The sequence below is a fragment of the Empedobacter sp. ULE_I140 genome (assembly GCF_053482575.1).
The window spans coordinates 1,470,980-1,497,377 of sequence record NZ_JBQMTX010000001.1 but is presented as its reverse complement, the minus strand read 5'-3'; the positions used below and the strand labels follow the sequence as shown (position 1 = coordinate 1,497,377).

At 32.5% G+C, this 26,398-nt stretch carries 25 protein-coding genes; 5 read left to right on the top strand and 20 right to left on the bottom strand.

Annotated features, from left to right (window positions below; all coding sequences use genetic code 11):
- Positions 1-75 precede the first annotated feature (75 nt).
- From ACTS9J_RS07115 to ACTS9J_RS07075, 9 genes are all read right to left on the bottom strand, one after another.
- Positions 76-807 carry an MBL fold metallo-hydrolase gene (locus ACTS9J_RS07115; protein ID WP_416410010.1) on the bottom strand — a complete coding sequence of 244 codons (732 nt, stop codon included), beginning with the start codon at positions 805-807 and terminating at the stop codon, positions 76-78.
- 95 nt (positions 808-902) lie between these two features.
- Positions 903-3,065, bottom strand: a complete 2,163-nt coding sequence (locus ACTS9J_RS07110; protein ID WP_448353076.1) for a S46 family peptidase — start codon at positions 3,063-3,065, stop codon at positions 903-905.
- Between the two features lie 251 nt (positions 3,066-3,316).
- Positions 3,317-5,503, bottom strand: coding sequence for a polyribonucleotide nucleotidyltransferase (locus tag ACTS9J_RS07105; RefSeq protein ID WP_448353075.1), 2,187 nt, complete (start codon positions 5,501-5,503; stop codon positions 3,317-3,319).
- 140 nt (positions 5,504-5,643) lie between these two features.
- On the bottom strand, positions 5,644-5,913 hold the full coding sequence (rpsO, locus tag ACTS9J_RS07100) for a 30S ribosomal protein S15 (protein ID WP_038333654.1): 270 nt from the start codon (positions 5,911-5,913) through the stop codon (positions 5,644-5,646).
- 307 nt (positions 5,914-6,220) lie between these two features.
- Positions 6,221-6,550, bottom strand: coding sequence for a hypothetical protein (locus ACTS9J_RS07095; RefSeq protein WP_448353074.1), 330 nt, complete (start codon positions 6,548-6,550; stop codon positions 6,221-6,223).
- A gap of 111 nt (positions 6,551-6,661) precedes the next feature.
- Positions 6,662-6,868 carry a hypothetical protein gene (locus ACTS9J_RS07090; RefSeq protein ID WP_291063407.1) on the bottom strand — a complete coding sequence of 69 codons (207 nt, stop codon included), beginning with the start codon at positions 6,866-6,868 and terminating at the stop codon, positions 6,662-6,664.
- 1 nt (position 6,869) lies between these two features.
- On the bottom strand, positions 6,870-7,043 hold the full coding sequence (locus tag ACTS9J_RS07085) for an RNA polymerase sigma factor (protein ID WP_291063405.1): 174 nt from the start codon (positions 7,041-7,043) through the stop codon (positions 6,870-6,872).
- Between the two features lie 315 nt (positions 7,044-7,358).
- Positions 7,359-7,643 (bottom strand): rhodanese-like domain-containing protein, encoded by a 285-nt coding sequence (locus ACTS9J_RS07080; protein WP_038333764.1) that lies wholly within the window; start codon positions 7,641-7,643, stop codon positions 7,359-7,361.
- Between the two features lie 52 nt (positions 7,644-7,695).
- Positions 7,696-9,717, bottom strand: coding sequence for a M13 family metallopeptidase (locus tag ACTS9J_RS07075; RefSeq protein ID WP_286496203.1), 2,022 nt, complete (start codon positions 9,715-9,717; stop codon positions 7,696-7,698).
- 339 nt (positions 9,718-10,056) lie between these two features.
- On the opposite strand from ACTS9J_RS07075, the gene ACTS9J_RS07070 reads away from it, so the two are divergent.
- On the top strand, positions 10,057-11,013 hold the full coding sequence (locus tag ACTS9J_RS07070; protein ID WP_219035143.1) for an NAD-dependent epimerase/dehydratase family protein: 957 nt from the start codon (positions 10,057-10,059) through the stop codon (positions 11,011-11,013).
- A 66-nt stretch (positions 11,014-11,079) separates the two neighbouring features.
- Positions 11,080-12,438 carry an acyl-CoA dehydrogenase family protein gene (locus tag ACTS9J_RS07065; RefSeq protein WP_416410015.1) on the top strand — a complete coding sequence of 453 codons (1,359 nt, stop codon included), beginning with the start codon at positions 11,080-11,082 and terminating at the stop codon, positions 12,436-12,438.
- Between the two features lie 46 nt (positions 12,439-12,484).
- On the opposite strand, the gene ACTS9J_RS07060 is transcribed toward ACTS9J_RS07065, so the two are convergent.
- From ACTS9J_RS07060 to ACTS9J_RS07050, 3 genes are all read right to left on the bottom strand, one after another.
- On the bottom strand, positions 12,485-12,985 hold the full coding sequence (locus ACTS9J_RS07060; RefSeq protein WP_448353073.1) for a YqiA/YcfP family alpha/beta fold hydrolase: 501 nt from the start codon (positions 12,983-12,985) through the stop codon (positions 12,485-12,487).
- A gap of 113 nt (positions 12,986-13,098) precedes the next feature.
- Complete coding sequence (gene secA, locus ACTS9J_RS07055; protein ID WP_291089066.1) at positions 13,099-16,221, bottom strand: preprotein translocase subunit SecA; 3,123 nt, start codon at positions 16,219-16,221, stop codon at positions 13,099-13,101.
- 128 nt (positions 16,222-16,349) lie between these two features.
- Entirely contained in the window at positions 16,350-16,571 is a 222-nt protein-coding gene (locus ACTS9J_RS07050) for a DUF2795 domain-containing protein (protein WP_019976296.1), read from the bottom strand.
- Positions 16,572-16,741: 170 nt separating this feature from the next.
- Between ACTS9J_RS07050 and ACTS9J_RS07045 the strand changes: the two genes are divergently transcribed.
- Positions 16,742-17,683 (top strand): NAD(P)H-dependent flavin oxidoreductase, encoded by a 942-nt coding sequence (locus ACTS9J_RS07045; RefSeq protein WP_219035146.1) that lies wholly within the window; start codon positions 16,742-16,744, stop codon positions 17,681-17,683.
- Between the two features lie 60 nt (positions 17,684-17,743).
- Here the strand turns inward: ACTS9J_RS07045 and ACTS9J_RS07040 are convergent, their stop codons facing one another.
- The 4 genes from ACTS9J_RS07040 to ACTS9J_RS07025 all read right to left on the bottom strand — a co-directional run bounded on the left by ACTS9J_RS07040 (position 17,744) and on the right by ACTS9J_RS07025 (position 20,808).
- Entirely contained in the window at positions 17,744-18,643 is a 900-nt protein-coding gene (locus ACTS9J_RS07040) for an MBL fold metallo-hydrolase (RefSeq protein ID WP_219035147.1), read from the bottom strand.
- A 1-nt stretch (position 18,644) separates the two neighbouring features.
- Positions 18,645-19,100: a GreA/GreB family elongation factor gene (locus ACTS9J_RS07035; protein ID WP_219035148.1), complete on the bottom strand. Its 456-nt coding sequence runs from the start codon at positions 19,098-19,100 to the stop codon at positions 18,645-18,647.
- Positions 19,101-19,197: 97 nt separating this feature from the next.
- Positions 19,198-20,160, bottom strand: a complete 963-nt coding sequence (locus ACTS9J_RS07030; RefSeq protein ID WP_448353072.1) for a zinc metalloprotease — start codon at positions 20,158-20,160, stop codon at positions 19,198-19,200.
- 162 nt (positions 20,161-20,322) lie between these two features.
- Positions 20,323-20,808 carry a TlpA family protein disulfide reductase gene (locus tag ACTS9J_RS07025; protein WP_280037360.1) on the bottom strand — a complete coding sequence of 162 codons (486 nt, stop codon included), beginning with the start codon at positions 20,806-20,808 and terminating at the stop codon, positions 20,323-20,325.
- Positions 20,809-20,925: 117 nt separating this feature from the next.
- Here ACTS9J_RS07025 and ACTS9J_RS07020 point away from each other — a divergent pair, with 117 nt between their 5' ends.
- Positions 20,926-21,393 carry a DUF4268 domain-containing protein gene (locus ACTS9J_RS07020; protein ID WP_416410016.1) on the top strand — a complete coding sequence of 156 codons (468 nt, stop codon included), beginning with the start codon at positions 20,926-20,928 and terminating at the stop codon, positions 21,391-21,393.
- Between the two features lie 41 nt (positions 21,394-21,434).
- Here the strand turns inward: ACTS9J_RS07020 and ACTS9J_RS07015 are convergent, their stop codons facing one another.
- Complete coding sequence (locus ACTS9J_RS07015) at positions 21,435-22,286, bottom strand: ATP cone domain-containing protein (RefSeq protein WP_125350186.1); 852 nt, start codon at positions 22,284-22,286, stop codon at positions 21,435-21,437.
- Positions 22,287-22,396: 110 nt separating this feature from the next.
- On the opposite strand from ACTS9J_RS07015, the gene ACTS9J_RS07010 reads away from it, so the two are divergent.
- Positions 22,397-22,981 (top strand): PhnA domain-containing protein, encoded by a 585-nt coding sequence (locus ACTS9J_RS07010; RefSeq protein WP_291047092.1) that lies wholly within the window; start codon positions 22,397-22,399, stop codon positions 22,979-22,981.
- Positions 22,982-23,025: 44 nt separating this feature from the next.
- Here ACTS9J_RS07010 and ACTS9J_RS07005 read toward each other — a convergent pair whose 3' ends face one another.
- From ACTS9J_RS07005 to menA, 3 genes are all read right to left on the bottom strand, one after another.
- Entirely contained in the window at positions 23,026-24,657 is a 1,632-nt protein-coding gene (locus ACTS9J_RS07005; protein WP_291047093.1) for an ABC-F family ATP-binding cassette domain-containing protein, read from the bottom strand.
- Between the two features lie 105 nt (positions 24,658-24,762).
- Positions 24,763-25,443, bottom strand: a complete 681-nt coding sequence (locus ACTS9J_RS07000) for a metal-dependent hydrolase (RefSeq protein WP_038332212.1) — start codon at positions 25,441-25,443, stop codon at positions 24,763-24,765.
- A gap of 17 nt (positions 25,444-25,460) precedes the next feature.
- Positions 25,461-26,387: a 1,4-dihydroxy-2-naphthoate octaprenyltransferase gene (gene menA / locus ACTS9J_RS06995; RefSeq protein ID WP_114999711.1), complete on the bottom strand. Its 927-nt coding sequence runs from the start codon at positions 26,385-26,387 to the stop codon at positions 25,461-25,463.
- Positions 26,388-26,398 lie beyond the last annotated feature (11 nt).

Below are 26,398 nucleotides of genomic sequence, written 5' to 3'. Positions count from 1 at the left end.
TCGAAGTTAAACTGAAATATAATTCAAATACAAAAAGCCTTGCAAATACAAAGCTTTTCATTTATAATATAATTTCTAAAATTGTTTTATATCTGTTCTTTTTCCGTGATAGAAAAGTATTTTCCAATGTTCTGTTTTCGCATCAACTTCCCAACGCAAACGATCTTCCATCGCTTTTACACCATCTGCATCATTCTTGAAAGCGGCATGATATTTAAAATAATTTAATTGAGGTAGATTGTCAGCTCCATAAAATACAATTTCATCATTTTCTTTGATCCAAAAAACTTGTTGAAAAGGAACGTGTCCTCCTGTAACTTCGAATTTGATATTATCCGTTATATTTCCACTATCATCATTCATCCATACAATATTTTTGAATGATTTTAACTTTTCTAAACGTTCATAATTATAAGAATTATCTGTTTGAGCAACCGCATAATCATATTCGCGTTGTTGAATATAGATTTTTGCATCAGGAAAATTACATACAAACTGCTCTCCTACCCAACTTCCTATACTGTTGATATGATCTTTATGTAAATGCGAAATTAATACTTTCGTAATTTGATTTGGATTAATATTATGTTCGCGTAACTTTCTTAAAATAATTGGTTCGCAATCTATTTCAGTTCCGAAACCACAATCAATCAAAATATTTTCTTCTCCAACTTTTACCAAAAATGGACGAACAATCAAATTATATCCGTCAGCGGGATTTTTAACATCAATATCATCACCTAAATAATGAAACTCTTTTTTTGCATCAACATGAAAAACACCTTCTAAAAGAGGAATAACTTTCATTTACTTTTATTTTTTACAAAGGTAATTTGTTTAGATTTTTCCCACAAAAAAAGGCTTCCAAAATAGGAAGCCTTAGAGATTATATGATTCAAATTTTATTTTACAATTGTCATTTCATCAACGATGTGTTTTGCTCCAGCAAATTTATCAACAACCCATAAAACGTAACGAATATCTACAGATATCGTACGTTGTAATTTAGGATCGAAGATAACGTCACCAGCCATTGCTTCAATGTTTCCGTCGAATGCAATACCGATTAATTCACCTTTACCATTCATTACTGGAGAACCAGAGTTACCTCCTGTAATATCATTGTTTGATAAGAAATTTACGTGTAAATATCCATCTTTATCTCCATATTGTCCATAATCTTTTGCTTTCGCTAAATCTAATAAACGTTGTGGATTTTCGAATTCTTCGTCACCTGCAATGTGTTTTGCAACTGTACCTTCTAATGTTGTGAAATAGTTAGAAGCAACATCTGGTTGACGTTTTGGATTTGTACTTTTTGGTAAATTTTGAATAGAACCGTAAGTTAAACGTAACGTAGAATTTGCGTCTGGATATAAGATATTTCCAATTTTAGACTCACGTAAACCTTTTACCAATAAACGGAAGTTTTTAGAATAAACATCATTCAATTTTGCTTGTTCATCAGTTTGCTTAGAAGCTCTTTCTACTAAAGCATTTGACAAAACATATAAAGGATCTTTTTTCAAGACTTCTACATCTGGAGAAATTAAGAAATTCTCAACTTGTTTTTGATCAGCGAAAAAACTTCTTTCAACAGCATCATTTACATAAGCTGTAAAGTTCTTGTTATTTTGTTTCGCTAAATCAGCAACATAAGGCGCTAAACCAGCTTCGCTCGCTTTAGAAGCATACAGATTTAATTGAGCAGCCAATAAATCTTTTTCTAAAGGTAAATACATTTTTTCGTAATAAGCATTGATTGCATTCTGAATTTTCGGACGCATTTCATCACGTTTTGCATCATTCGCTGCTGCATAGTTTTCTAATGCTTTTCCAATAGAATATGGCGCACTTGCTAAAGTTGAGTAACGCAATAAAATGTTGATGTAATTGTTATGACGAGCATCTAAATTTGTTTTCGCATAATAATTATTCAAATTCGAAACAACATCACCAAATTCGGCTTTGTTTGCTCCTTTTTGAGCCCATTTATTGAATTTTTCTTCTTCTTTTGTTTTCTTCGCAACAGTTCCGTGAAGTTTTAAAGCTTCGATCATTCCATCACGATTTTTCCAATAGTTCGCAACTCCAGCATATTTAGAAGCATAATCAATATTTACTTTTTGATTTTGCTCCATATATTTTTTCATTTGATCCATTGTAACTTTAGAAGCTTCAACCCAAGCAGGATAAGCGTACTCTACATTTTGAGCAACACCTTGCGCTGGCATCCAACGATTTGTACGACCTGGGTAACCTAAAATCATAGCGAAATCATTTGGTTGATATCCTTTTAAAGAAACTGGTAAATGATGTTTTGGTTGCAACGGAACATTGCTTGTAGAATAAGCTGCAGGATTTCCATCTTTGTCACCATATACGCGGAACATAGAGAAATCTCCTGTGTGACGTGGCCATTCCCAGTTATCTGTATCTCCACCATATTTTCCAATAGAACTTGGAGGTGTTCCTACTAAACGTACATCTTCATAGTCTTGGTAAACAAAATAGTAATATTCATTTCCTTGAAAGAATGAACGAACAGAAACAACATATTTTCCGTTTTCACTGTTCTCTTTTTCAATTTTTGCAATCTCTTGGTTAATCGCTTTTTCACGATCTAACTCAGACATTTTATCATTTACAACCCCTAAAATACGTTTAGAAACATCATCCATGCGAACGAAGAAACGTACTTTTAAGCTTTTTGGTTTTAACTCAGCAGCTTTGTCTTTTGCCCAAAAACCATCTTTTAAGTAATCATGTTCTGGAGCAGATAATTCAGCAATAGCACCATAACCACAGTGGTGATTTGTCAAAACTAAACCTTGACCAGAAACTATTTCAGCAGTACATCCACCACCAAATTGTACAATAGCATCTTTTAAAGAGTTATTGTTGATACTATAAATTTCTTCTGAAGTTAATTGTAAACCTTGTTTTTGCATATCACGGTGATTCAGACGTTCGATGAACATCAAAAACCACATTCCTTCGTCAGCTTTCACTTTAAAAGGAAAAAGCATAACCACTAAAAGCGTGGATAATAAAATTTTTTTCATTAGTTGTTTGTCTTCAATTTTACGATTTGCTAAAATAATTGATTAATTGAAGTTCTCCTAATCTTTAAGTATTTAATAAAGTTTTACTGAGGTTTTATTGTTAAAAAAGATTATTTTTATTTAATTAACACAAAATTTGAATCGTGAAAGTAAAAATTAAAATCATTAATCTACTTTGGGTTATGATTGGTTTTATAGAACAAAAAAAGTCCGAGAAAATCTCGGACTTTTTACTTTATATCAAAACTTAATTAAGCTTCTTTATTATCTTGAGTTTTATCCTCTATTTTCTCAGCTGGTTTAGCAGGTTTTTCCGTTCTCTCTGGTTTTGGCAATAAAGCTTTACGAGATAATTTCATTTTCTTTTTATCATCGTAACCTAAGAATTTAACATCAATTTTATCACCGATGTTTACAGAATCTTCAACTTTTTCAAGACGTCTGTGCTCTAATTCAGAAATGTGAACTAAACCTTCAACTCCTTTTGCAATCTCTACAAACGCTCCAAATGGTTTGATAGATTTTACAACTGAATGATATGTTTCACCAACTTCTGGAACGAAAGCAATTTGTTTGATTCTTTCTACAACACGATCGATGTTTTCTTGAATCACACCATTGATTTCTACACGTCCTGTTGTCTCTAACTCAGTAATTGCAATAACTGTTTCAGTTTCTTTTTGCATTTCTTGAATTACTTTTCCTCCAGGTCCGATTACTGCTCCAATGAATTCTTTAGGAATTTCAATTACAACAACTTTTGGTGCATTTGGTTTCAATTGTGGACGAGGCGCTGGTAAAGTTTCTAATAATTTACCTAAAATGTGCTCACGACCTTCTTTTGCTTGTAACAAAGCTGTTTCCATGATTTCCATAGATAATCCTTGTACTTTAATATCCATTTGACAAGCTGTGATACCGTCTGCAGTTCCTGTTACTTTAAAGTCCATATCTCCTAAGTGATCTTCATCTCCTAAGATATCAGACAATACTGTAAATTTACCTGATTTAGTATCTGTGATTAATCCCATTGCAATACCTGAAACTGGTTTTTTCATTTGTAAACCTGAATCCATAATTGCTAATGTTCCTGCACAAACTGTTGCCATAGAAGAAGAACCGTTAGATTCTAATACTTCAGAAACGATACGAACTGTATAAGGACAATCGTCTGGTAACATTTGCGCTAAAGCACGTTGTGCTAAGTTTCCGTGACCAACTTCACGACGAGAAGTTCCTCTTAATGGACGAGCTTCACCTGTTGAGAATGGAGGGAAATTATAGTGTAAAAAGAATTTTTCGTCGAAGTTTGTTACAACTCCATCAACCATATTAGCATCTTTAGAAGAACCTAAAGTTACTGTAGCTAATGCTTGAGTTTCTCCACGTGTGAAGATTGCAGAACCATGAGTTGATGGTAAATAATCAACTTCTGTCCAAATTGGACGAATCGTTTTTGGATCACGTCCGTCTAAACGAATTCCTTCGTTTAAGATTAATTGACGTACAGCTTCTTTTTGTACATCGTGGAAGTAAATGTGAGCAAAAGGAGTTACACGAGCTAACTCTTCTTCATCTCCTTCGTATTGAGCTAAGAAATCTGCTTCAACTTGAGCAAATTTATCACCTCTTTCGTGTTTATCAGATGGATGTTTAGCGATATCATAAAATTTATCATATCCATAAGCCCATACTTTTTCGCGAATTTCTTCGTCGTGTGTTTCATGGCTATATTCACGTTTTGGTAAAGATTTACCTACTTTCGCTGCTAAACTTTCTTGTGCTTCAATTTGTTTTTTAATCTCAGCATGAGCAAATTCAATTGCGTCTAACATTTCACGTTCAGAAATTTCGCTCATCTCCCCTTCTACCATTACAACAGAATCTTTAGAAGCACCAACCATAATGTCGATATCAGCTTGATCTAACTGTTCTTTTGAAGGATTAATCATTAACTCACCATTTAAACGAATAACGCGAGCTTCTGAAATTAATGTGAAAGGAATATCTGTAATTGCAATGGCTGCTGATGCAGCTAAACCAGCTAAAGCTTCTGGCATTACATTTTTATCGTAAGAAATAAGTGAGATCATAACCTGAACCTCAGCATGGAAGTCTTCTGGAAACATTGGACGTAAAACACGGTCTACAAGACGCATTGTTAATACTTCATCGTCTGATGGTTTTGCTTCTCTTCTGAAGAAATTTCCTGGGATGCGTCCTGCAGCGTAAAATTTTTCTCTATAATCTACTGTTAAAGGTAAAAAATCTACACCTGGATTTGCTTCTTTGTTTGCTACAACTGTAGCTAATAACATGGTGTCGCCCATGCGTACAACCACAGATCCGTCAGCTTGTTTTGCTAATTTCCCTGTTTCGATTGTAATTTCTCTTCCGTCTGAAAGAGTAATTTTTTCTGTGATCGCCTGTGGAATCATTCGTCTTCTTAGTATTTAATTCGTCTAAAGTTAAAGCCGTTTGCTTTAACTGCATTATATAAAGATAAATATCTTATTTTAATTTATAACAAAAAAAAAGGCAATTTCTACGTAATTGCCCTTTTATATTGTGTTTAAAATTACTTACGTAATCCTAATTCAGCGATAATCGCACGGTATCTTGTGATATCTTTTTTCTTTAAGTAGTTTAATAACGCTTTACGCTTACCAACTAACATAACTAATGATCTTTCTGTATTAAAATCTTTGTGATTTTTTTTCAAGTGACCAGTTAAGTGGTTAATTCTGTAAGTGAATAATGCGATTTGCCCTTCTGCAGATCCTGTATCTGTAGCAGATTTACCATGCTTTGCGAATAATTCGCTTTTTACTTCTGATGTTAAGTACATGCCAATATTATTTAATAATTATTATGTAATGAGGTGCAAATGTACAACTATTAAATGAAATATTAAACTTTGTACAAAAATAAAAGTGACCGATTGGTTAATTCGGTCACTTTTTAAAAATTTGGTTTAGTTTGATTTAGATAGATAATAGAAAGTGATGTTTTAATTTTCTACTAAATCAAATAGGTTTATTTGTTGTAAAAGACTAGCTTTCACAATTGTTGGTTAATAGGTTAAAAGTCGGCTTGTTTCAATAATTAATCATAGGTTAGTTAATAATTATTAAAATAGGTTTAGGTAGTAAAGATTAATCTTCTATAATTCGTATTTTTTTATTTGTTATTATTTTAATCGTATAAACTACTTTTTCGTCCGCAGTTTGTATTGTCATACATATATTGTTAATAGCAATTATCACACCTTGTACATCATCTTCGATGATAATTCTTTGTCCAATTTCAAAATTTCTATTGGTATAAAAAGACAATAATAATCTGTAAATAACGTCTTTTGATCCTAATCCAAACGCAATTGCCAATGTCAAGAACACCGATCCTAAGATTAAGAATAAATTATTCGTAATTAAATCTGTATTAACTCCAGCTTGATTTAATGAAGTAATAATTGTAAATATCAAAATGATATAAAAAATGATATTACTAACCGGTAGTGCATTTGTATTAGATTGTATATAAAAGTTGTACAACCTAATACAAATGCACTACCGGTTTATATTATCTATTTATAGTTAACCTTCTTTATCTTTTTTGTTCGGTTTGTTAGTTGATTTTTTTCCGATTCCGAAGAAATTTCCAGTTGTGCTTGGATATTTTACTGAAAACAAATCGGCTACTTCCAACGATAATTTTATTAAAGCAACATCATCCATAACTTTTTGCTTTATTGTTTCTGGAAGCTTCTCATTGGCTAGCATAGTCTTAAAAGGGTTTTCCATTTTACAATGCCTTATAAATTTTTAATAAACGATTTTTTGCTCGATTCAATCTCATCTTAGTTGCACTTTCACCAATCTCTAAAGTTTCTGAAATTTCTTTGATTGAAAATTCATCTTGATATTTCATCAGTAATATAGATTTCTCTTCTACATCCAACTCCTTTAGGGAACGCATTAGTTTTTCGATTTTAATTCAAAAATTTCTTTGTCATCAATAATTTCGTCATTATAGTTATCAACCAAATCATCCATCACCGAATAATTTTTTCTTTCTTCTTTTATCTTTCGTTGCACATATTGACACAAAAATTATATGTAAAAGAATATAACCAAGTAGAGCTATTTGGTCACTCATTTTTTTATTTTTTTTAAAAAAATTTTTAAAATAATCTTAACTTAAACGAATATCTATTTAAAATACAATAATATACAAAAAAAAACCGACAAATAAAAATTTATCGGTTTTTTATGAATAATAATTAATTACGAATTATTTCTCCAAAACATCTAAGACATCTTGAAAACCTCCTCCATTAAAAATTTCGTCTACACCTTGCGCTTGCAAATATTGTGCAGCTTGACCTGAACGGTTACCGCTTCTACAAAAAACTACTATAGGTCTTGACATTGCTTTAAATTCCTCTACTCTTGTAGGAACTTCTCCTAATGGAATATTGATTGCATTTGGAACAAATCCATCTGTATCCAATTCAAAAGGCTCACGAACATCCACTAATGTTACATTAGCATTGTTTATTGCTTCAACTGTTGTCATTTTAATAATTCTATTTCTATTTTTTATCCAATCAATAATTTTGCCAAGCATCTTACCAAATTCTAATACGGTCTTTTGGTGCTTTGTACAATTTATCTCCTGGTTTTGTTTTAAACGCATCGTGGAACGCATCAATATTAACGATTGGTCCAAAAGAACGGTAATATCCAGGAGAATGTGGATCTGTTTTCACTTGATTTACTAAAGCTTCGTCAGTCGCTTTTGTTCTCCAAATAGTTGCCCAAGATAAGAAGAAACGTTGTTGCGGAGTATATCCATCTATGTTTCCGTAAGTTCCTTTATCTTTTAAATACATTTGCAAAGCATCAAAAGCAACAGAAGCTCCTCCTAAATCTCCAATATTTTCTCCAGATGTAAAAATTCCATTTACATGTGTTCCTGCTACTGGTTCGTAAGCATCATATTGTCTTGCTAAAGCACCTGTTGCTGCTTTAAATTTTTCTTCATCTTGAGGTGTCCACCAGTTCACTAAATTTCCATCTCCGTCAAATTTAGCTCCCGAATCATCAAATCCATGAGAAATTTCGTGACCAATAACTGCTCCAATTCCTCCAAAGTTTACAGCTGCATCTGCTCTATAATCATAGAATGGTGCTTGTAAAATTGCTGCTGGGAATACAATTTCGTTATTTGTTGGATTAAAATAAGCATTAACTGTTTGTGGAGACATTCCCCAACGTGTTTTATCTACTGGTTTTCCAAAATCTTTCAAATTATCTTGGAATCTCCATTGACTGTAAGCTAAATTATTTTCAATTAAAGATCCTCCATTTTTAATTGATTTAACTTTAAATCCTGAATAATCTTTCCATTTATCAGGGTAACCAATTTTAACCGTAAATTTATTTAACTTTTCAATTGCTTTTACTTTTGTATCCTTTGACATCCACTCTAAATTATTGATGTGCATATCAAACGATTTAAATAAATAACTAATCAATTCTTGCGCTTTTGCTTTTGCCTCTGGTGGAAAATTATCTTTCACATAAATTTGTCCTAATAACTCACCAACTGTTCCATTTACATAAGCCAAACCTCTTTTATCTAAAGCTCTTTGTTCTTTTTGACCAGATAATTTTTTACCATAGAAGTCAAAATTAATTTTTTCTAATTCAGTTGTAGAAGAATTAGAAAAAGAATCAATCAATTTGAATTTCAAATAATCTTTGATGATTGGTAAATTCTCTTGATTTATGATTTTATCTAAATTTTTGTAATAATCTAATTCACGGATGATTACTTTGTCAGGATTAATTCCGAAAGACTTTACAAACTTCACTACATCAACATTCTTAGAAAAAGCTCCTGCTTCCGATAATGTTACTAAATTATAAGATTTATTTGGATCACGGCTTTCTTCAACAGTTTTGATATATTTTGCCATCATTTTCTCGAAAGCAACAATTTTTGGTCCTTTTAAATCACGAGTTTTAGATCCTGTAAAAGGAAAAACTTGATCGATATATTGATTTAAGTTAGCTAAAGTTTCAGTATTTTTGGCATCCTCTTTTTGGTAATATGTTTTACCTAAAGTTAATCCAACACTTCCTAAATAAACAGCATTTTGCGTACTATTTTTCATATCAGTATAAACAGAAACACCATAAAATGGATTCTCTCCAATTGGAGTAACTTCTGTTAAATACGCTTGTAAATCTGTCAAATTTTTGATTGCATCAATTTGCTTAAAATATTTCTGAATTGGAGCAATTCCTGTTTTATTTCTAGCTTCCATGTTTGTGTAAGCTGAGTATAAGTCAGAAATTTTTTGTTCATTAGAATCTTGAGCATATTTATTATTCAATAAATCTTTTACCAATTTCAAAGAAACCTTATCTGTATTCTCTCTCAATTCATCGAAACTTCCCCATCTTGCTCTATCAGATGGAATTTCTGTAATTTTCATCCAATTACCATTTACATAATTATATAAATCATCTTGTGGACGAACAGACTTATCCATATAATTTGGATTAAAAGCCTGATATGATTCTTGCGCAATTGCTAAAACAGAAGTACATGCAAATGCAGCAACAAATAGTTGTTTTTTCATATTTCTACTAAGTATTTTTGATATGATATGTCGAAATTAATACGACCTTTGTTACAAATTTACTAAATAAAGTATTAATTATTCGTGCAATTTTTGACACTTTTGAAGAGGAAGATTAACATTTTTAAAACTTTCAAACCAAAACTCTTTATCATTTAAGATATTTTATATTGTAAAAAGCTTATTAAAACAGAAAATTTTTCTATATATATCATTCCATATTTATATATTTAACAAAAAACAATCGATTTCTTTATTAATATCTAAATATTATTTTACTATATCCATATTCAATAGAAAATCTTTAAATTTGGAACCAAACAAAAGTAACTTTTTAAGATGGAAACCAATACGATTTTGATCACCGGCGCTTTAGGACAAATTGGTTCTGAATTGGCTGAGAAATTAAAAACCATTCATGGAAAAAATAATGTAATTATTTCTGATATACGTGATCCTAAAGATGTTGATTACGACGGAATTTACGAAGTAATTGACGTAATGGATGCTGATCGAATAAAAGAAGTCATTGCAAAACACAATATTAAAACTGTTTATCATTTAGCGGCTCTACTTTCTGGTACAGCTGAAAAAAATCCAATGTTTGGTTGGAAATTAAACATGGACACTTTGCTTACTTTCCTTGAATTAGCGAAAGATAAAGTAATCGATAAAATCTTTTGGCCTTCTTCTATTGGTGTTTTTGGTCCAGATACACCAAAAGACAATACACCACAAAATACAATTCAAACTCCTTCTACAGTTTATGGCATTTCCAAATTGTCAGGAGAATATTGGTGCAAATGGTACCAACAAAATCATAATGTAGACGTTCGTTCTGTTCGCTTTCCTGGTCTTATTTCTTGGAAAACTCCTGCTGGAGGTGGAACTACAGATTATGCAGTTGATATTTATTACAAAGCAATTGAAGATGGAAAATATACTTCTTTCTTGAAAGAAGGAACTTATTTACCAATGTTGTATATGGATGATGCAATAAATGCCATTATTGAATTAATGTCTGCTGATCCAAAACAATTAGGTGAATTTAAATCTTATAATTTAGGAGGTTTAAGCTTCGCACCAGAACATTTAGCAGCAGAAATCAAAAAACATATTCCAAATTTCACAATCGATTATGCACCAGATTTCCGTCAAGCTATTGCAGATTCTTGGCCGTCTTCTATCGATGATTCTGTTGCAAAAGCAGATTGGGGATTTGAACCAAAATTTGATATCGATAAAATGACAACTACAATGTTAGACAATTTGAAAATAAAATTAGGTAAAGCTTAATTTTTTCTTACAATACAATATTTTAGGAATGCTCTTTGATAATTTTTGGTTAAAAAACCACAAAATATGTCAGGAGCATTTTCTAATTTAAAAAATATCGTCCATCTACTAAAATCTGTTAATTTAGAGCAATTAAATAAAATTTCTCAAAAAGTAGATTTACCTCTTTTAATGGAAAACTTTTCTAAACTTGATGATAAACAACTTCAAGGAATGATGAAAATGTTAAATCCAAATAAAAAACACAAAGAACTTCCTCCAATTGATGGTGATTTCTACGATGTTTTTCACACTTTAACTCCAGAACAGCGTGAATTACAATTAAAAGTAAGAGCTTTTATGGAAAAAGAAGTTAAACCAATTGTTAATGATTATTGGCTTCGCGATCAATTTCCTTTTGAATTAATTCCAAAATTTAAAGAACTCAACATTTGTGGCGTCACTTATGATGGTTATGGTTGTCCAAATTTACCTTTTATTATGGAAGGCGTTTTGGCTATGGAAATGGCTCGTGTAGATGCTTCGATTGCAACTTTTTTTGGCGTACAATCTGGTTTGTCTATGGGATCAATTTATATGTGTGGATCGGAAGAACAAAAAGCAAAATGGTTACCACAAATGCAAAAATTTGATAAAGTTGGAGCTTTTGGATTAACTGAACCCGAAGTTGGTTCTGGTGCGGCAGGAGGTTTAACAACAACGTGTAAAAAAACAGAAGAAGGTTGGATTTTAAACGGTCAAAAGAAATGGATTGGAAATGCGACTTTTGCAGATTTAGTGATTATTTGGGCAAGGGATTTAGATGATGGTGAAGTAAAAGGTTTTATTGTCGAGAATAATAATCCTGGCTTTTCTGTAGAAAAAATTAAAGGAAAAATGGCTTTACGAATTGTTCAGAATGGCTTGATTACTCTGAAAGATTGTTTAATTACAGAAGAAAATCGTTTACAAAATGCTAATTCATTTAAAGACACGGCAAAAGTATTGCGAATGATGAGAGCTGGAGTTGCTTGGATGGCAACTGGATGCGCTCGTGGAGCATATGAAAGCGCTTTGGATTACACTCGAAATCGAAAACAATTTGGAAAACCAATTGCTTCTTTTCAAATGATACAAGGACATTTGGTAGAAATGTTATCTAATTTAACAGCAATGCAAACTTTAGTTTTTCGCTTATCTGAAATGCAAGACGAGGGAATTTTACTAGACGAACACGCATCTTTAGCTAAAGTTTTTTGTACAATGAGAACACGCGATGTCGTTTCACGAGCACGAGAAGTAATGGGCGGAAATGGAATATTATTAGAGCATGACGTCGCTCGTTTTGTTGCCGACTCCGAAGCCATTTACAGCTACGAAGGCACAAAAGAAATCAATTCGCTTATTGTAGGTCGATCTATCACAGGATTTAGCGCGTTTGTATAAATAAAATTTAAAAATCCCAATAAATTAATTTATTGGGATTTTTTATCTACTTTTTGTTCTCCAAAAAAGTTTCAAAAGCTTTTTCGAATTCTTCTAATGTGATTAAATGTGTCATTTCAGCATCAAAAATCTGTTCGATATTTCCGTTTTGTTTTTGAAGATTTTCTACAAATTCAATCTGAAATTTTGGTTCGATCACATCATCTTTTAAACCTGTAAAAATTAAATTTGATTGTGTTGGAATTCCTTTTAATAATTGTTCTGGCAAAAATGGTTTTAAACGTTCTACTGCAATTACAGCAGGATTAAACATCAAAACTGGAACATTTAATAGTAATCCCAAATAATAACTTATCATTCCGCCTAAACTTGTTCCTGCAATAAATTCGATTGGTTCTTTTGTAAAATATTCTACCAAATCTTGAATCAAAGTTGGTGCATTATCGTAATCAATTGTTGGTGCGTAACATTCTCCCAAAGAATCTAAATATTCTCTCTTTTCATCTGTTACAAAACCTTGGTAGCCGTGTAAGTATGCAAATTTCATTTGTTTAAAATTTTAATAATTTGATACTGAAAACTTTCAGTAGTTAATGTAAAAATACTAAAAAACCCTTTCCGAAAATTTCAGAAAGGGTTAAAGTTATATAAAAAATCTTTTTAGTTTACTGATTCAGTTTCCTCTACAGATTCTTCTTTTTGAGTATTTGGTAATTCTCCTTTGAACAAGAACGAAATAATTTCTTTGTTCACTGTGTCTAACATTCTTTGGAAGATATGGAAAGATTCTTGTTTGTAAACAACCAACGGATCTTTTTGTTCATAAACCGCATTTTGAGACGTTTTACGTAAATCATCAACATCACGTAAGTGCTCTTTCCAGTTATCATCAATCAAGCTTAATACAACTGATTTTTCGAAATCTTTGATTAAAGTTTTTCCTTGAGATTCGTATGCTTCTTTCAAATCACAAACAACTGTCATTTGACGAATTCCGTCTGTAAATGGCACTTGAATACGAGAGAACATATGTCCTTGATTTTCGAAAACATTCGAAATTACTGGGAAAGCTGTTTCTGCAACATATTTCATACGTGCTTTGTAATCTTCAATTGCTGCGTCGTACGTAATATTTGTTAAATCTTTGATTGATTTAGATCTAAATTCATCTTCTGTAACAGGAGTTCCCATTGTAAAGAATTTAATTAAATCTAATTCATATTGACCAAAATCTTCGAAATCTTTGTTAGATTTTACAACAGAAGCTGCAACATCATAAATCATGTTTGCAATATCAACTTCCAAACGATCTCCGAACAATGCATTGTGACGACGTTTATAAATTACTTCACGTTGTTTGTTCATTACATCATCATACTCTAACAAACGTTTACGAATACCGAAGTTGTTTTCCTCCACTTTTTTCTGTGCACGCTCGATAGATTTTGTAATCATAGAATGTTCAATCACATCACCATCTTTATGTCCCATACGGTCCATTAATTTTGCAATTCTTTCTGAACCGAATAAACGCATTAATGAATCTTCTAATGAAACGAAGAATTGAGATGATCCTGGATCTCCTTGACGACCAGCACGACCACGTAACTGACGGTCTACACGACGAGAATCGTGACGTTCTGTACCAATAATTGCTAAACCTCCAGATTCTTTTACTTCTTTCGTCAATTTAATATCGGTACCACGACCAGCCATATTGGTTGCAATAGTTACAGCTCCTGGTTTACCAGCTTCTGTTACAATATCAGCCTCGCTTTTATGTAATTTCGCATTTAATACGTTGTGATTAATTCCACGTAATTTTAAAGCTTTTGATAATAATTCAGAAATCTCAACATTGGTTGTACCAACTAAAACTGGACGTTTGTCGTCTTGAGATAAACGAACAATTTCCTCGATTACTGCTTTATATTTTTCACGATTTGTTTTGAAAACAATATCATTTTTGTCGTTACGTAAAATTGGGCGGTTTGTTGGAATAGAAACAACATCTAATTTATAAATTTCCCAGAACTCACCTGCCTCAGTTTCCGCTGTACCGGTCATACCTCCTAACTTGTTGTACATACGGAAGTAGTTTTGTAATGTAATTGTTGCAAACGTTTGTGTCGCTGCTTCAATTTTTACATTCTCTTTCGCTTCAATTGCTTGGTGCAATCCATCAGAATAACGACGACCATCCATAATACGACCTGTCGATTCGTCAACGATTTTTACTTCACCTTCCACCACAACATACTCGATATCTTTTTCGAATAATGTATATGCTTTTAACAATTGGCTTAATGTATGAATACGCTCAGATTTGATTGAGAAGTCACGGAAAAATTCTTCTTTCATTTGAAGAATTTCTTCTTTCGTTTTTCCTGAATTTTCAATCGCTCCAATATTTGTCGAAACATCTGGTAAAATGAAGAAATTTTCATCTTCCATACCTTTAGACAAATACTCAATTCCTTTATCTGTTAAATCTGATTGATTTTGTTTTTCATCAATAACAAAGTATAAATGCTCATCAACTTTTGGCATTTCACGGTTATTATCCTGAATAAAATGCGCTTCTGTTTTTTGTAATTGAGCACGAATACCATCTTGAGATAAGAATTTGATTAATGGTTTGTATTTTGGTAAACCACGGTAAACTTGGTATAATTTGAAACCACCTTCTTTTAAATCTCCTTGTTTGAATAATGTTTTTGCTTCGTTCAATGTTTTTCCTAACATCTCACGTTGCATTTGATATAAACGATCAATTTTTGGTCTTAATACATCAAATTCGTGACGATCTCCTTGTGGAACTGGACCAGAAATAATCAATGGTGTACGAGCATCATCAATTAAAACTGAATCGACCTCATCGACAATCGCAAAATTTAATTCACGTTGTACCAAAGCATCTGGAGTGTTTGCCATATTGTCACGTAAATAATCGAAACCAAATTCATTATTTGTTCCATAAACAATATCAGATGCATACGCATTGCGACGACCTGGAGAGTTTGGTTGGTGATTATCGATACAATCTACTGATAAACCATGGAAAGAGAAAATTGGACGCATCCACGCCATATCACGTTTTGCCAAGTAATCATTCACCGTTACTAAGTGAACTCCACGACCAGTTAATGCATTTAAGTAAATTGGTAAAGTTGCAACCAACGTTTTACCTTCCCCTGTTTGCATCTCCGCAATACGACCTAAGTGTAAAGCCGTACCACCAATAAACTGAACATCGTAATGAGACATATCCCATGTTACTTGACGACCAGCTGCATCCCAAGAGTTTTTCCAGATTGCAGTGTTATCATCTTTAAGAGAAACGAAATCGTGTCCACGATTTACCAAAACTTTATCAAACTCAGAAGCTGTCACTTCTAACGTTTCGTTTTCAGTAAAACGTTTTCCTGTTTCGCGCATTACAGCAAAAGCATCTGGCAAGATTTCTAATAAAATCTTCTCTTCGACTTCGTATGCTTCTTTATTGATTTTATCTATTTTAGCGTATAAATCTTCTTTTACACCAAAATCTTCTGTTTCCTCAACTTGTTTTTTTAACTCTTCAATTTGAGTTTTGAAATCTTTAGTCGCATCAGCTAATTTAGCTTTAAACTCTAAAGTTTGCCCTCTTAATTCATCAATTGATAATGAACTAAGCTTTTGACCAGCTTCATTCGCTAAGTCAACATATTTTCGTAATTCTTTTACATCTTTGGCATTCTTATCACCTAAGAAACCTTGTAAAATTTTGTTTAAAATATTCATATTTTTCTGCGTTCTTCGTCAAAATTAGCCACAATATATTTGAGACTAATTAAGATGCAAATATACGTTAACTATGTTAGTTATAGATTATAGAATCGAAAAAAGCCCCAATTTGGGCTTTTTTATTTTTAATATTCGTCCTCGTTCCAAAGGAAATCGTCGTCCGTTGGATAGTCAGCCCAAATTTCTTCAATGCTTTCGTAAGAATCTCCTTCATCCTCAATAGATTGTAAGTTTTCTACAACTTCCAAAGGTGCACCAGTACGAATTGCGTAATCAATTAATTCATCTTTTGTTGCTGGCCAAGGTGCATCACTTAAATAAGATGCTAATTCTAAAGTCCAATACATAGCTTATATTTTTTATTATTAGTAGAGACAATTAAACTCTAATTTATTTTCTAAAATTTGATTTTTTGCAAATCAAATAATCTGCCAAAGTCAAACTGTCAGTATTTATGTTAAAATTAAATTTTTTCGTTCTCTATATTTATTTAATTTTATGCCTAAATATAACGAAAATGGACACGAATATAACAAAATTATTTGCAATAAAATATCCAATTATTCAAGGTGGTATGATTTGGAATAGTGGTTGGCGATTAGCGTCAGCTGTAAGTAATGCTGGAGGACTAGGTTTAATAGGTGCTGGAAGCATGTATCCTGATGTTTTACGCGAGCATATAAAGAAGTGTAAAGCTGCTACAAATCATTCTTTTGGCGTTAATGTTCCAATGCTTTATCCGAATATTGAAGAAATTATGCAAATTATTGTGGAGGAAGGTGTAAAAGTTGTTTTTACTTCTGCCGGAAATCCAAAAACGTGGACAGAAACTTTAAAAAAAGAAGGAATAACTGTTGCACATGTTGTCAGTAGTGCCAAATTTGCATTAAAATCTCAAGATGCAGGAGTGGATGCTGTCGTGGCAGAAGGTTTTGAAGCTGGCGGACATAATGGCAGAGAAGAAACCACTACACTTTGTCTTATTCCGAATGTGAAACGTCAAATCGATATTCCATTAATTGCTGCTGGAGGAATTGGAACAGGTTCTCAAATTTTAGCAGCATTTGCATTAGGTGCAGATGGAGTACAAATTGGTTCTCGTTTTGCTGCAACTCAGGAATCTTCTGCTAATCAAGCTTTCAAAGATGTGATTGTAAATGCGCAAGAAGGTGACACGCAACTTACATTGAAAGAATTGGCTCCTGTTCGATTGATTAAAAATGAGTTTTATAATCAAGTTCAAGAAAAATATCAACAAGGCACAACCGCAGAAGATTTGAAAGAACTTTTGGGTAGAGGACGTTCTAAGAAAGGAATGTTTGAAGGCGATTTGGTAAATGGAGAATTAGAAATTGGTCAAGTTTCGTCATTAATCGATTCTATTCCGACAGTTGCAGAAGTTTTCGACGATTTATTAGTAGATTATCAAGTTGCAAAAGATAAATTAATTCGATTATAATCATCGTTCAGTTTTAAACACTATAAAAAAGCTGTCAAAAATTTTTGACAGCTTTTCGTTTTATAATCTTCCTTGTTCTTTTAATTTCCAATAACGCATTAGTCCATTAACAGACATCCAGCATGGATTGGCATATTCATACACCTGAATTTGATCTTCTGTTAAACCTAAGTCTTTATAGTTTTTTGTGACATAATCGACAAAAACAGGGACAATTTCTTCGGTCGGAATTTTATCATCATACATCGGTTTGATATAATTTGACCAATCATCTAAAGCTTTTTCTAATTGATCAAAATGATTTTCTAAATCTTCGTGATAGCCATAATGCGTCGGATAAATTCCTTTTGCATTAATTTTTCTCAATTTAGCAATCGATTCTTTCCACAATTCAATATTAATATCTGGCGGCGGACAAGGAGGCGAAACAGGTCCATTTTCTATCTTCACCCCCGCTACATCACCTGTAAAAATAACATCGTCCAACACATAAGCATTGTGATGAACAGCATGTCCAGGCGTATAAACAGTCTGAAAAACAGCATCACCAAACTCCACACTTTGTCCATCTGCCAAACCAACCAAATATTCTTCGTCAATTGGTTTCATTTCTCCCCACAAACGATCCATATCGTCACCATAAATCATTTTTGCAGATTCCCACAATTTCTCAGGATTTTTCAGATGCGGTAAACCAATCGGATTTAAAAAAATTGTTGCGCCATGTTCTGTAAATTTCCATGCAGCACCAGCGTGATCAAAATGAATATGTGTAATTAATATGTTTTCAATATCGATTACCCGCCAACCTAAAGCTTCTATTCCTGTTTTCAGATTTTCGAAAGTGGAGTATGGGCCCGGATCGACTAAAACCGGTCCCTGTTCTGTTTCGATTAAATAAGTTGCGATAGCTTCCTTTTCATTTTGAAAATTCAGGTCTATTGTATGTATTTTTGGCATGCTATAATATTTCTTCTATGGTATATTTTATTCCATTAAATTCTATTTTATCGCCGGCTCGTTTTCCAACCAACGCTTCAAAAATAGGTGCTTGTGTACTAATTCCTACAAACTTTTTATTTTCCCATTCGAAATCTTTGAAAGATAAACCAATGACAAAATTAACTTTGTCAGTCAAAACAACATTTCCTTCCGTTATTTCATCAATCAACTCAGGGCGAAGTACTCTGAAGTTATTTAAATCTTCTGTTGCTTGATTAATTCTTATTTGTAAATTTCTGGCGGAATCTGTCGACTGACTTTGTTGTGCAAAATCATCAAGCTCTAAACTCGATTCTTCATCTAAATCAGCACTTTCAGTATAAATTCGCTCCGATTCTTTTAAGGCGTTTATTTCATCTTGTTTAAGTTGAATAAGATGCTGAATGACATCTTTTCTGATATGTTTTTTATTCATTTTTGTAGTTTTAAGTTTAGATAAACTTACAAAAAATAAAAAACTCCTGAACTATTCATTCAAGAGTTTTTTACTACTATATTTAATTATCCTGATGTTATTGAGCGAAGCTATAGCGTGCACCTCCCGGACTGAAAATAGATAACATTCTACTTTTTTGTCCTTCAGAGAACATATATAATCCTCTATCGTCACTATAATCCATATAATTCATGGTCATTTCGACAGGAGATCCTGAACATGTACTATAATGAGGGTATGCAGGGACACCATAGTTTGGTGCATTATGATAAGGCGTATCGTTCACATAATCTGTTAGACATCCACCACCATCTCCCCAAATGTGACGTAAATTCATCCAGTGCCCAACTTCATGAGTAGCTGTTCTCCCTAAATTGAACGGGTAAGTTGCTGTTCCTGTATTTCCAAAATATCTTGAATCAATTACCACTCCGTCTGTTGCATAACTACCCCCGGGAAATTGTGCATAACCCAGAATACCACTTCCGATTGTACAAACCCATAAATTAAGTTTTGTTGTAGGGGAAGTTGGCAGAATTCCTGTACTTTTCTTCATGGCATCATTTGTTCCCCAAGAAGTTTTTGTTGTTTGTTTTCTGTTCACCGTTTCTAATTCAAATTTAATCCCAACATTTGCTTTTACATTTGAAAACAAAGCGGGTACCTGTGAAAAATCAGCATTCTGTGCATTGAAATCTTTATTTAAAACATCAATTTGAGATTGAATCTGAGCTAAAGAAATATTTTCAGCGGCCGTTTTATACAAAACATTTACAACAACAGGGATAACAATAGTTCCATTGACTAGTTTTCCTTGCATTTTTTCAAAGTTTTGGGCATGGGCTTCAATATCTGCCATTTTTGAGGCCAGATTAGGATTTTCTGATAGCTGTAATTTTAAAACTTCATCAGAAGCGCACGTTCGACTTGCAACTTTTTGATTAGCAGATTCTGCTTGAGGATCCATTTCGTTTTTAGTGTCATCACTACAAGCTGTGAATACAGCAAGTGTAGCTAATGTAAAGATAAGTTTGTTCATATTATTGTTATTTAATTAGTGTTATTTAATTAGTGTCTACTAAAAATACAATAATATTTATTAAAAACATGAATAAAATCATATTTTAACAATAGAAACAATTACAGGTACATAATAGTTTGCAAGAATGGAAGTTAAATTGAAAAAATATCACATCTGATTTTATGGAAGAATTTCATTGATTTCATCCTCCAGTTCATATTTGGTCATGGCTTGATCATGAAAAACAACTTTTTCTCCTTTATTGTAAATAATTGTAACAGGAATATTTCCACCCCACTTGGAATCGAAAGAAGGAATCCATTCATTCATCCGCTTGGTGTCATCCAGTAAAACAACTTCTGTATTGATGTGATAATCTGTTATAAATTTCTTTACTTTATCCAATACTTTTGGTCGATCCAAAGATACCAACAGCATTTTGAAATTGGGATTGTCTTTGTATTTTTCATTAATTTCCATAAATGCAGGAATTTCTTCAACGCAAGGAGCACACCATGTTGCCCAAAAATTAACGACAACAACTTGATCTTTATAAGTTGTGATTTTTTCGTGTAAAGCTTCATATTTTACAGTTTCCACAGATTGTGCATTTACAGTAGAAAAAGCCAAAATTCCCATTAAACCAAGGAAAGAAAATAGTTTCATATTTACTTTTTAAAAATATTTGTTCAAATGTAATAGAACAAGAATCAATCCAAGCTATTTTTCTCGAAATTTTGTTGAATAGAATATTAAACCGATTTTTGTAAAAAAATAATCAATTTGTTTTCAAAAGAAGATGCTTATCGCATAAAAAAGGATTTTTGGATTTCGTATGGAACGTATATGAAATTGCAGATGAATGCCGAAGGAACGCGTATTAATTGGATAAATTACAAAACGGATATAAAAGGTGTTTATTTTAGAACGGATGTCGAACGCAAGTTTTCAGAGGTTTCGATTGAAATTTCGCATCCAGATCCGTCAGTTCAACTGATGATCTATGAACAGTTTGAGGAATATGAAAATGTTTTGGAAAATTATCTTGGCGAAAAATGGATTTGGACAAAAGAAGATTATGACGAAGACGGAAAAATGATTTCGACAATAAAAATACGTTTAGAAAACATTAGTATTTTTAGAGAAACCGATTGGCCGCAAATTATTCCGTTCCTAAAAGATCGAATGATTAATTTGGATGAATTTTGGTGCGATCACAAAGATAGTTTTGAGATTTTTAAAGAATTATAAAGCAAAAGAAGCTCAATATTGAGCTTCTTTTTTATTTCATTTTAAGCAATTTCGCACGTAAAATTCTCGATTTCTAACAATTCATTCGTTTCTTCCAAAACTTCGTTTCGTTGTTCTTGAGACAAATTTAATGAATCTAAAAACTTATTATTTTGTTTTAAATCTTTCACCAAAATACATTCTTTTGACAAAAGAACTTTTTCTTGCTCTGGCGTCAAAGTCGTTAAACATGTAATTGGATACAAAGCCGCATTATCAACCAAATATTTGATACTATTTGTTTCTGGATAATCCCAAGAAATTAATCCAATTCCATAATAATTTGCAAAATCTATACTATCAGTTGTCAAATAAGCATTTGTTACCAAGAAACCTTTTGTTGGTTTCATATCTCGTCCAAAAAAATGATACGTATGACCTTCTACATCTTTCATTCGTGATAAAAAATACATCGGTGTTGTCACCGAAATTTTGGCATCTTCGTCATTTCTAAATTTACATTCGCAAAAAAGTAACTGATCACCTTTAGAAGCCACCACATCTATTTCGTGCGTTACCGCATTTCCTTGTACAATTTCTGAATGCAAAGATTGATATCCTGCCGCTTGCATCACTTTTCCAATCCACTTTTCGAAATAGTATCCTTCTGGTCCCAAATCTCGCAAAGCTCTTTTCAAGCTATAACGCGCCGCATACGAATTTCTATAATTTTTGAGATGGGCAAAAGCAATTTTATACAATTCTCTTGTCGGAATACCCTCGTAAAGATCTTTCGAAACTAATTCGAAAACTTCTTCAACTTCCTCTTTTTTTGCGCCAGATTTCGTTAATGAACGTTTTAAAGCTTTTGGATTATATGGAATTAACTCACCTGAGTTTTTCTTTACTAACATATTTTAAGGTTGAATTTTATTCTTAACGAATTTAAATAATTCTGATTAAAAATCCTTAAAAGTTTAAATTCTAAATAAAGGTTATCTTTGCAAAGCTTTAAAATCAACATATGAAATTAGAAACATTTTTACAAGAAAGAAGTGGCAACCAATGTGAGTTGACAGGATTTACAGAGGATTTAGCTATTTATGAAGTGAATCCTGATGCAAGTAGTAATCCTGATCGAAATGTTTACATTACACAAAAATGTATCAACCAAATTGAAAAGAAAGAGGAATTAGATGCTTCTTTTTGGGAATCATTTTTACTTTCTTCTATGTGGAGCGAAGTTCCTGCCGTACAAGTGCTTTCTTGGCGAATGCTAAATCGCTTTAGAAACGAATCTTGGGCTGCTGATGCTTTAGACATGATGTATTTAGATGACGAAAATATGGAGTGGGCAAAAGCTTCTGGCGATCACGAAGGTGACGGAAGTGTGGATTTGCACAAAGATAGCAATGGAAATATTTTGGTGAATGGAGATACGGTGACATTGATTAAAGATTTGGATGTAAAAGGTTCTTCTATCAATGCAAAAATTGGAACTGCTGTTCGAAACATTCGTTTAGTTCATGATAATACCGAACAAATTGAAGGAAAAGTTGACGGACAATTAATCGTTATTTTAACGAAATTCGTGAAAAAACAAGCATAAAAAAATCCACTCAGTTGAGTGGATTTTTTGTTTTTATCTAAAATTTACTTTTCTATTTCTTTCAAGTTTTCCATTTTCTTTGTTGCAAGAAAACCTTTGATATCTTCGAAATGTTCTTTGACACGTTTATTTCCAAATTCGAAAACTTTCTCTGCCAATCCATCTAGGAAATCACGATCGTGAGAAACTAAAATTACTGTTCCTTCAAATTCTTTCAACGCATCTTTGATAATATCCTTTGTTTTCATATCCAAGTGATTTGTTGGCTCATCTAAAATCAAGACATTATAAGGTTCTAACAACAATTTTACCATTGCCAAACGTGTTTTTTCTCCTCCAGAAAGCACTTTTACTTTCTTATCGATATCATCACCTTTGAACATGAATGCACCCAAAATATTTTTAATTTGTGTTCTGATATCACCTTCTGCAATGCGATCTACAGTTTCGAAAATAGTTAAATCTTCATCTAATAAAGCAGCTTGATTTTGAGCAAAATATCCGATTTGTGCATTATGACCAATTTCTAATTTTCCTTCAAAATCAATTTCATTCATAATCGCTTTAATCATTGTTGATTTTCCTTCACCATTTTTCCCAACCAACGCCACTTTTTGTCCTCGTTCGATGACCATATTTGCATCCTTAAACACAATATGATCACCATACGATTTATCTAAATTTTCGACTACAACAGGATATTGCCCAGAACGTGCAGCCGCAGGGAATTTCAATTTCAAAGCTGAAGTATCAACCTCATCAACCTCGATAATATCTAACTTTTCTAACATACGAACGCGTGATTGTACTTGTTCTGTTTTAGAGAAAGTTCCGCGAAAACGTTCGATAAATAATTTATTTTCGGCTATGAATTTTTGTTGCTCATCATAAGCTTTTTGCTGATGAATTCTACGATCTTGACGCAACACTAAATAGTCAGAATATTTGGCTTTGTAATCATAAATTCGTCCCATTGTAACTTCAATAGTGCGATTTGTAATATTATCGACAAACGTGCGGTCGTGCGAAATCACCATAACAGCTTTGGCTTGATTTTTCAAGAAATCCTCTAACCATTGAATTGATTCGATATCCAAGTGGTTTGTAGGCTCATCTAATAAAATCAAATCAGGTTTACGCAAAAGAATTTTAGCCAATTCGATTCGCATACGCCAACCTCCCGAAAACTCAGAAGTTGATCGATCCAAATCTTCTTGCGCAAATCCCATTCCTTTCAAAACCTTTTCCACTTCGGCTTCGTAATTTACTTCTTCTATCGAATAAAATTTTTCACTGACTTCCGAAACGCGTTCGATTAGCTTCATATAATCATCACTTTCGTAATCAGTTCGTACAGTTAATTGCTCATTTAATTCATCAATTTCATTCTTCATTGATAAATATTCAGCAAAAGCTTTTGACGTTTCTTCGCGAACAGAACAATTATCTTCGGTTAACAAATGTTGCGGCAAATATGCAATTACCGCATCTTTTGGTGCTGAAATATTTCCCAAAGAAGGTTTATTGATTCCTGCAACAATCTTAAGTAAAGTAGATTTTCCTGCACCATTTTTACCCATTAAGGCAATTTTGTCATTTTCATTTATCACAAAACTAACTCCACTAAACAACGTTGAAGAACCGAATTGAACGGCAATATCATTAACTGTAATCATAAATTTTATCGAATAATTGCGGCAAAGATAATCTTTTTCAACCGAGATCAAATCAATAAAAAAGCTTGAGATTATCTCGAGCTTTTATATATTGTAAAGAATTTCTTAAACCGTTAAATCTTCGCCAATTTCTAATAAAATCAATTGAATATGACGCGAAAAGAAAATAGATTTCGCTTCTGCTTTATCAATTTTAATTGGTGGAAAAGTATCATAATGATAACCCAAAACCTTAGTTGCTTGCACATATTCTGCCGCAATAGAAGCACTTTTTGCCCCCATCGTAAAATTATCTCCGATTGGTAAAATTGCTAAATCAAGTTGTCCAATTGTATCCGGAATCAACTTCATTTCGTATGTCAAAGCTGTATCACCAGCGATGTAAACTCGCTTTCCTTCACTTTCGATAATGTAACCATTTGGATCTCCTCCATATGTTCCATCAGCAAATGAACTCGAATGAAATGCAATTGTAGATTGAATCGAACCAAAATCAAAACTAAATTTACCACCTGTATTCATTCCGTGTGCTTTTAAACCTCTTTCCGAATAATAAGAAGCAATTTCTGCATTCGAAATAATCAAAGCTCCTGTACGTTTTGCCAATTCTTCCACATCATACACATGATCTTGATGCGCATGCGTAATAACAATATAATCCGCTTTTAAACTTTCGAAATCGATATTCTTTGCTAATTCATTTGGTGTAATAAATGGATCAACAATAATGTGTTTACCGTTTGCTTCAATCGCAAGCGAGGCATGTCCTAAATATTGAATTTTCATTATATATTTTTTTGTGATTAACGAATTAAAGTATCAATAAAATCGAAACCGATTAAACTATATCCTAATAATACAGCGAAAAATAAAGCTAACATTGCTACTTGTTTCAAGAATGGATCGAAATCTTTAGGATCTTTTACTGCAAAAATTTGACGACGAATGGCGTTCGCAAAAAAGATTAAAATTAAAAATACAAAACCAGATAATTTACCTTGTTTAAGTGGTGACATCGTTACATATAATGCGCTTAATGCGAACGGAATCGTCATTAAAGCCATTTGGTAATATTTACTTTTTTGAAAACCTAATTTTGATGCAACAGTAATTTTATTGTTTTTGACATCATTTTTCACATCTCGCATATTGTTCAAATTTAGCACTGCTACACTCCAACATCCCATCGAAGCTGCAGGTAATAAAATTTGCCATTGAAAAACTTTAGAATATAAAAATTCTCCACCAGCAACAGCTAAAATCCCAAAGAATAAGAACACAAAAACATCACCTAAACCAATATATCCGTATGGTTTTTTTCCCATTGTATAAGCCATTGCTGCAAAAATAGACGCAACTCCCAGTCCAAGAAAAATGTAAATATATTTCATATCATTTGGATAAAAAGATACATACAACAATGCTGAAACGCAAGCTAAAGAAATTGCAACCATAATTCCAATAGCTATTTTCATTTGGTTTTGAGTTATCAATCCAGATGCTACAGCACGCTGCTCTCCTACTCTATTTGCGTCCGTTCCTTTTACCGCATCGCCATAATCATTCGCGAAATTTGATAAAATTTGGAAAGCCAAAGTTGTTAAAAGAGATAAGAAAAATATATCATTTCGAAAAATTCCTTCTGATTTTGCAATAAATCCAGCCAATAATAATCCACTCAAAGAAAGTGGTAATGTGCGAAGCCTTGCGGCTAATATCCATTTTTTCATACTGAACAAAG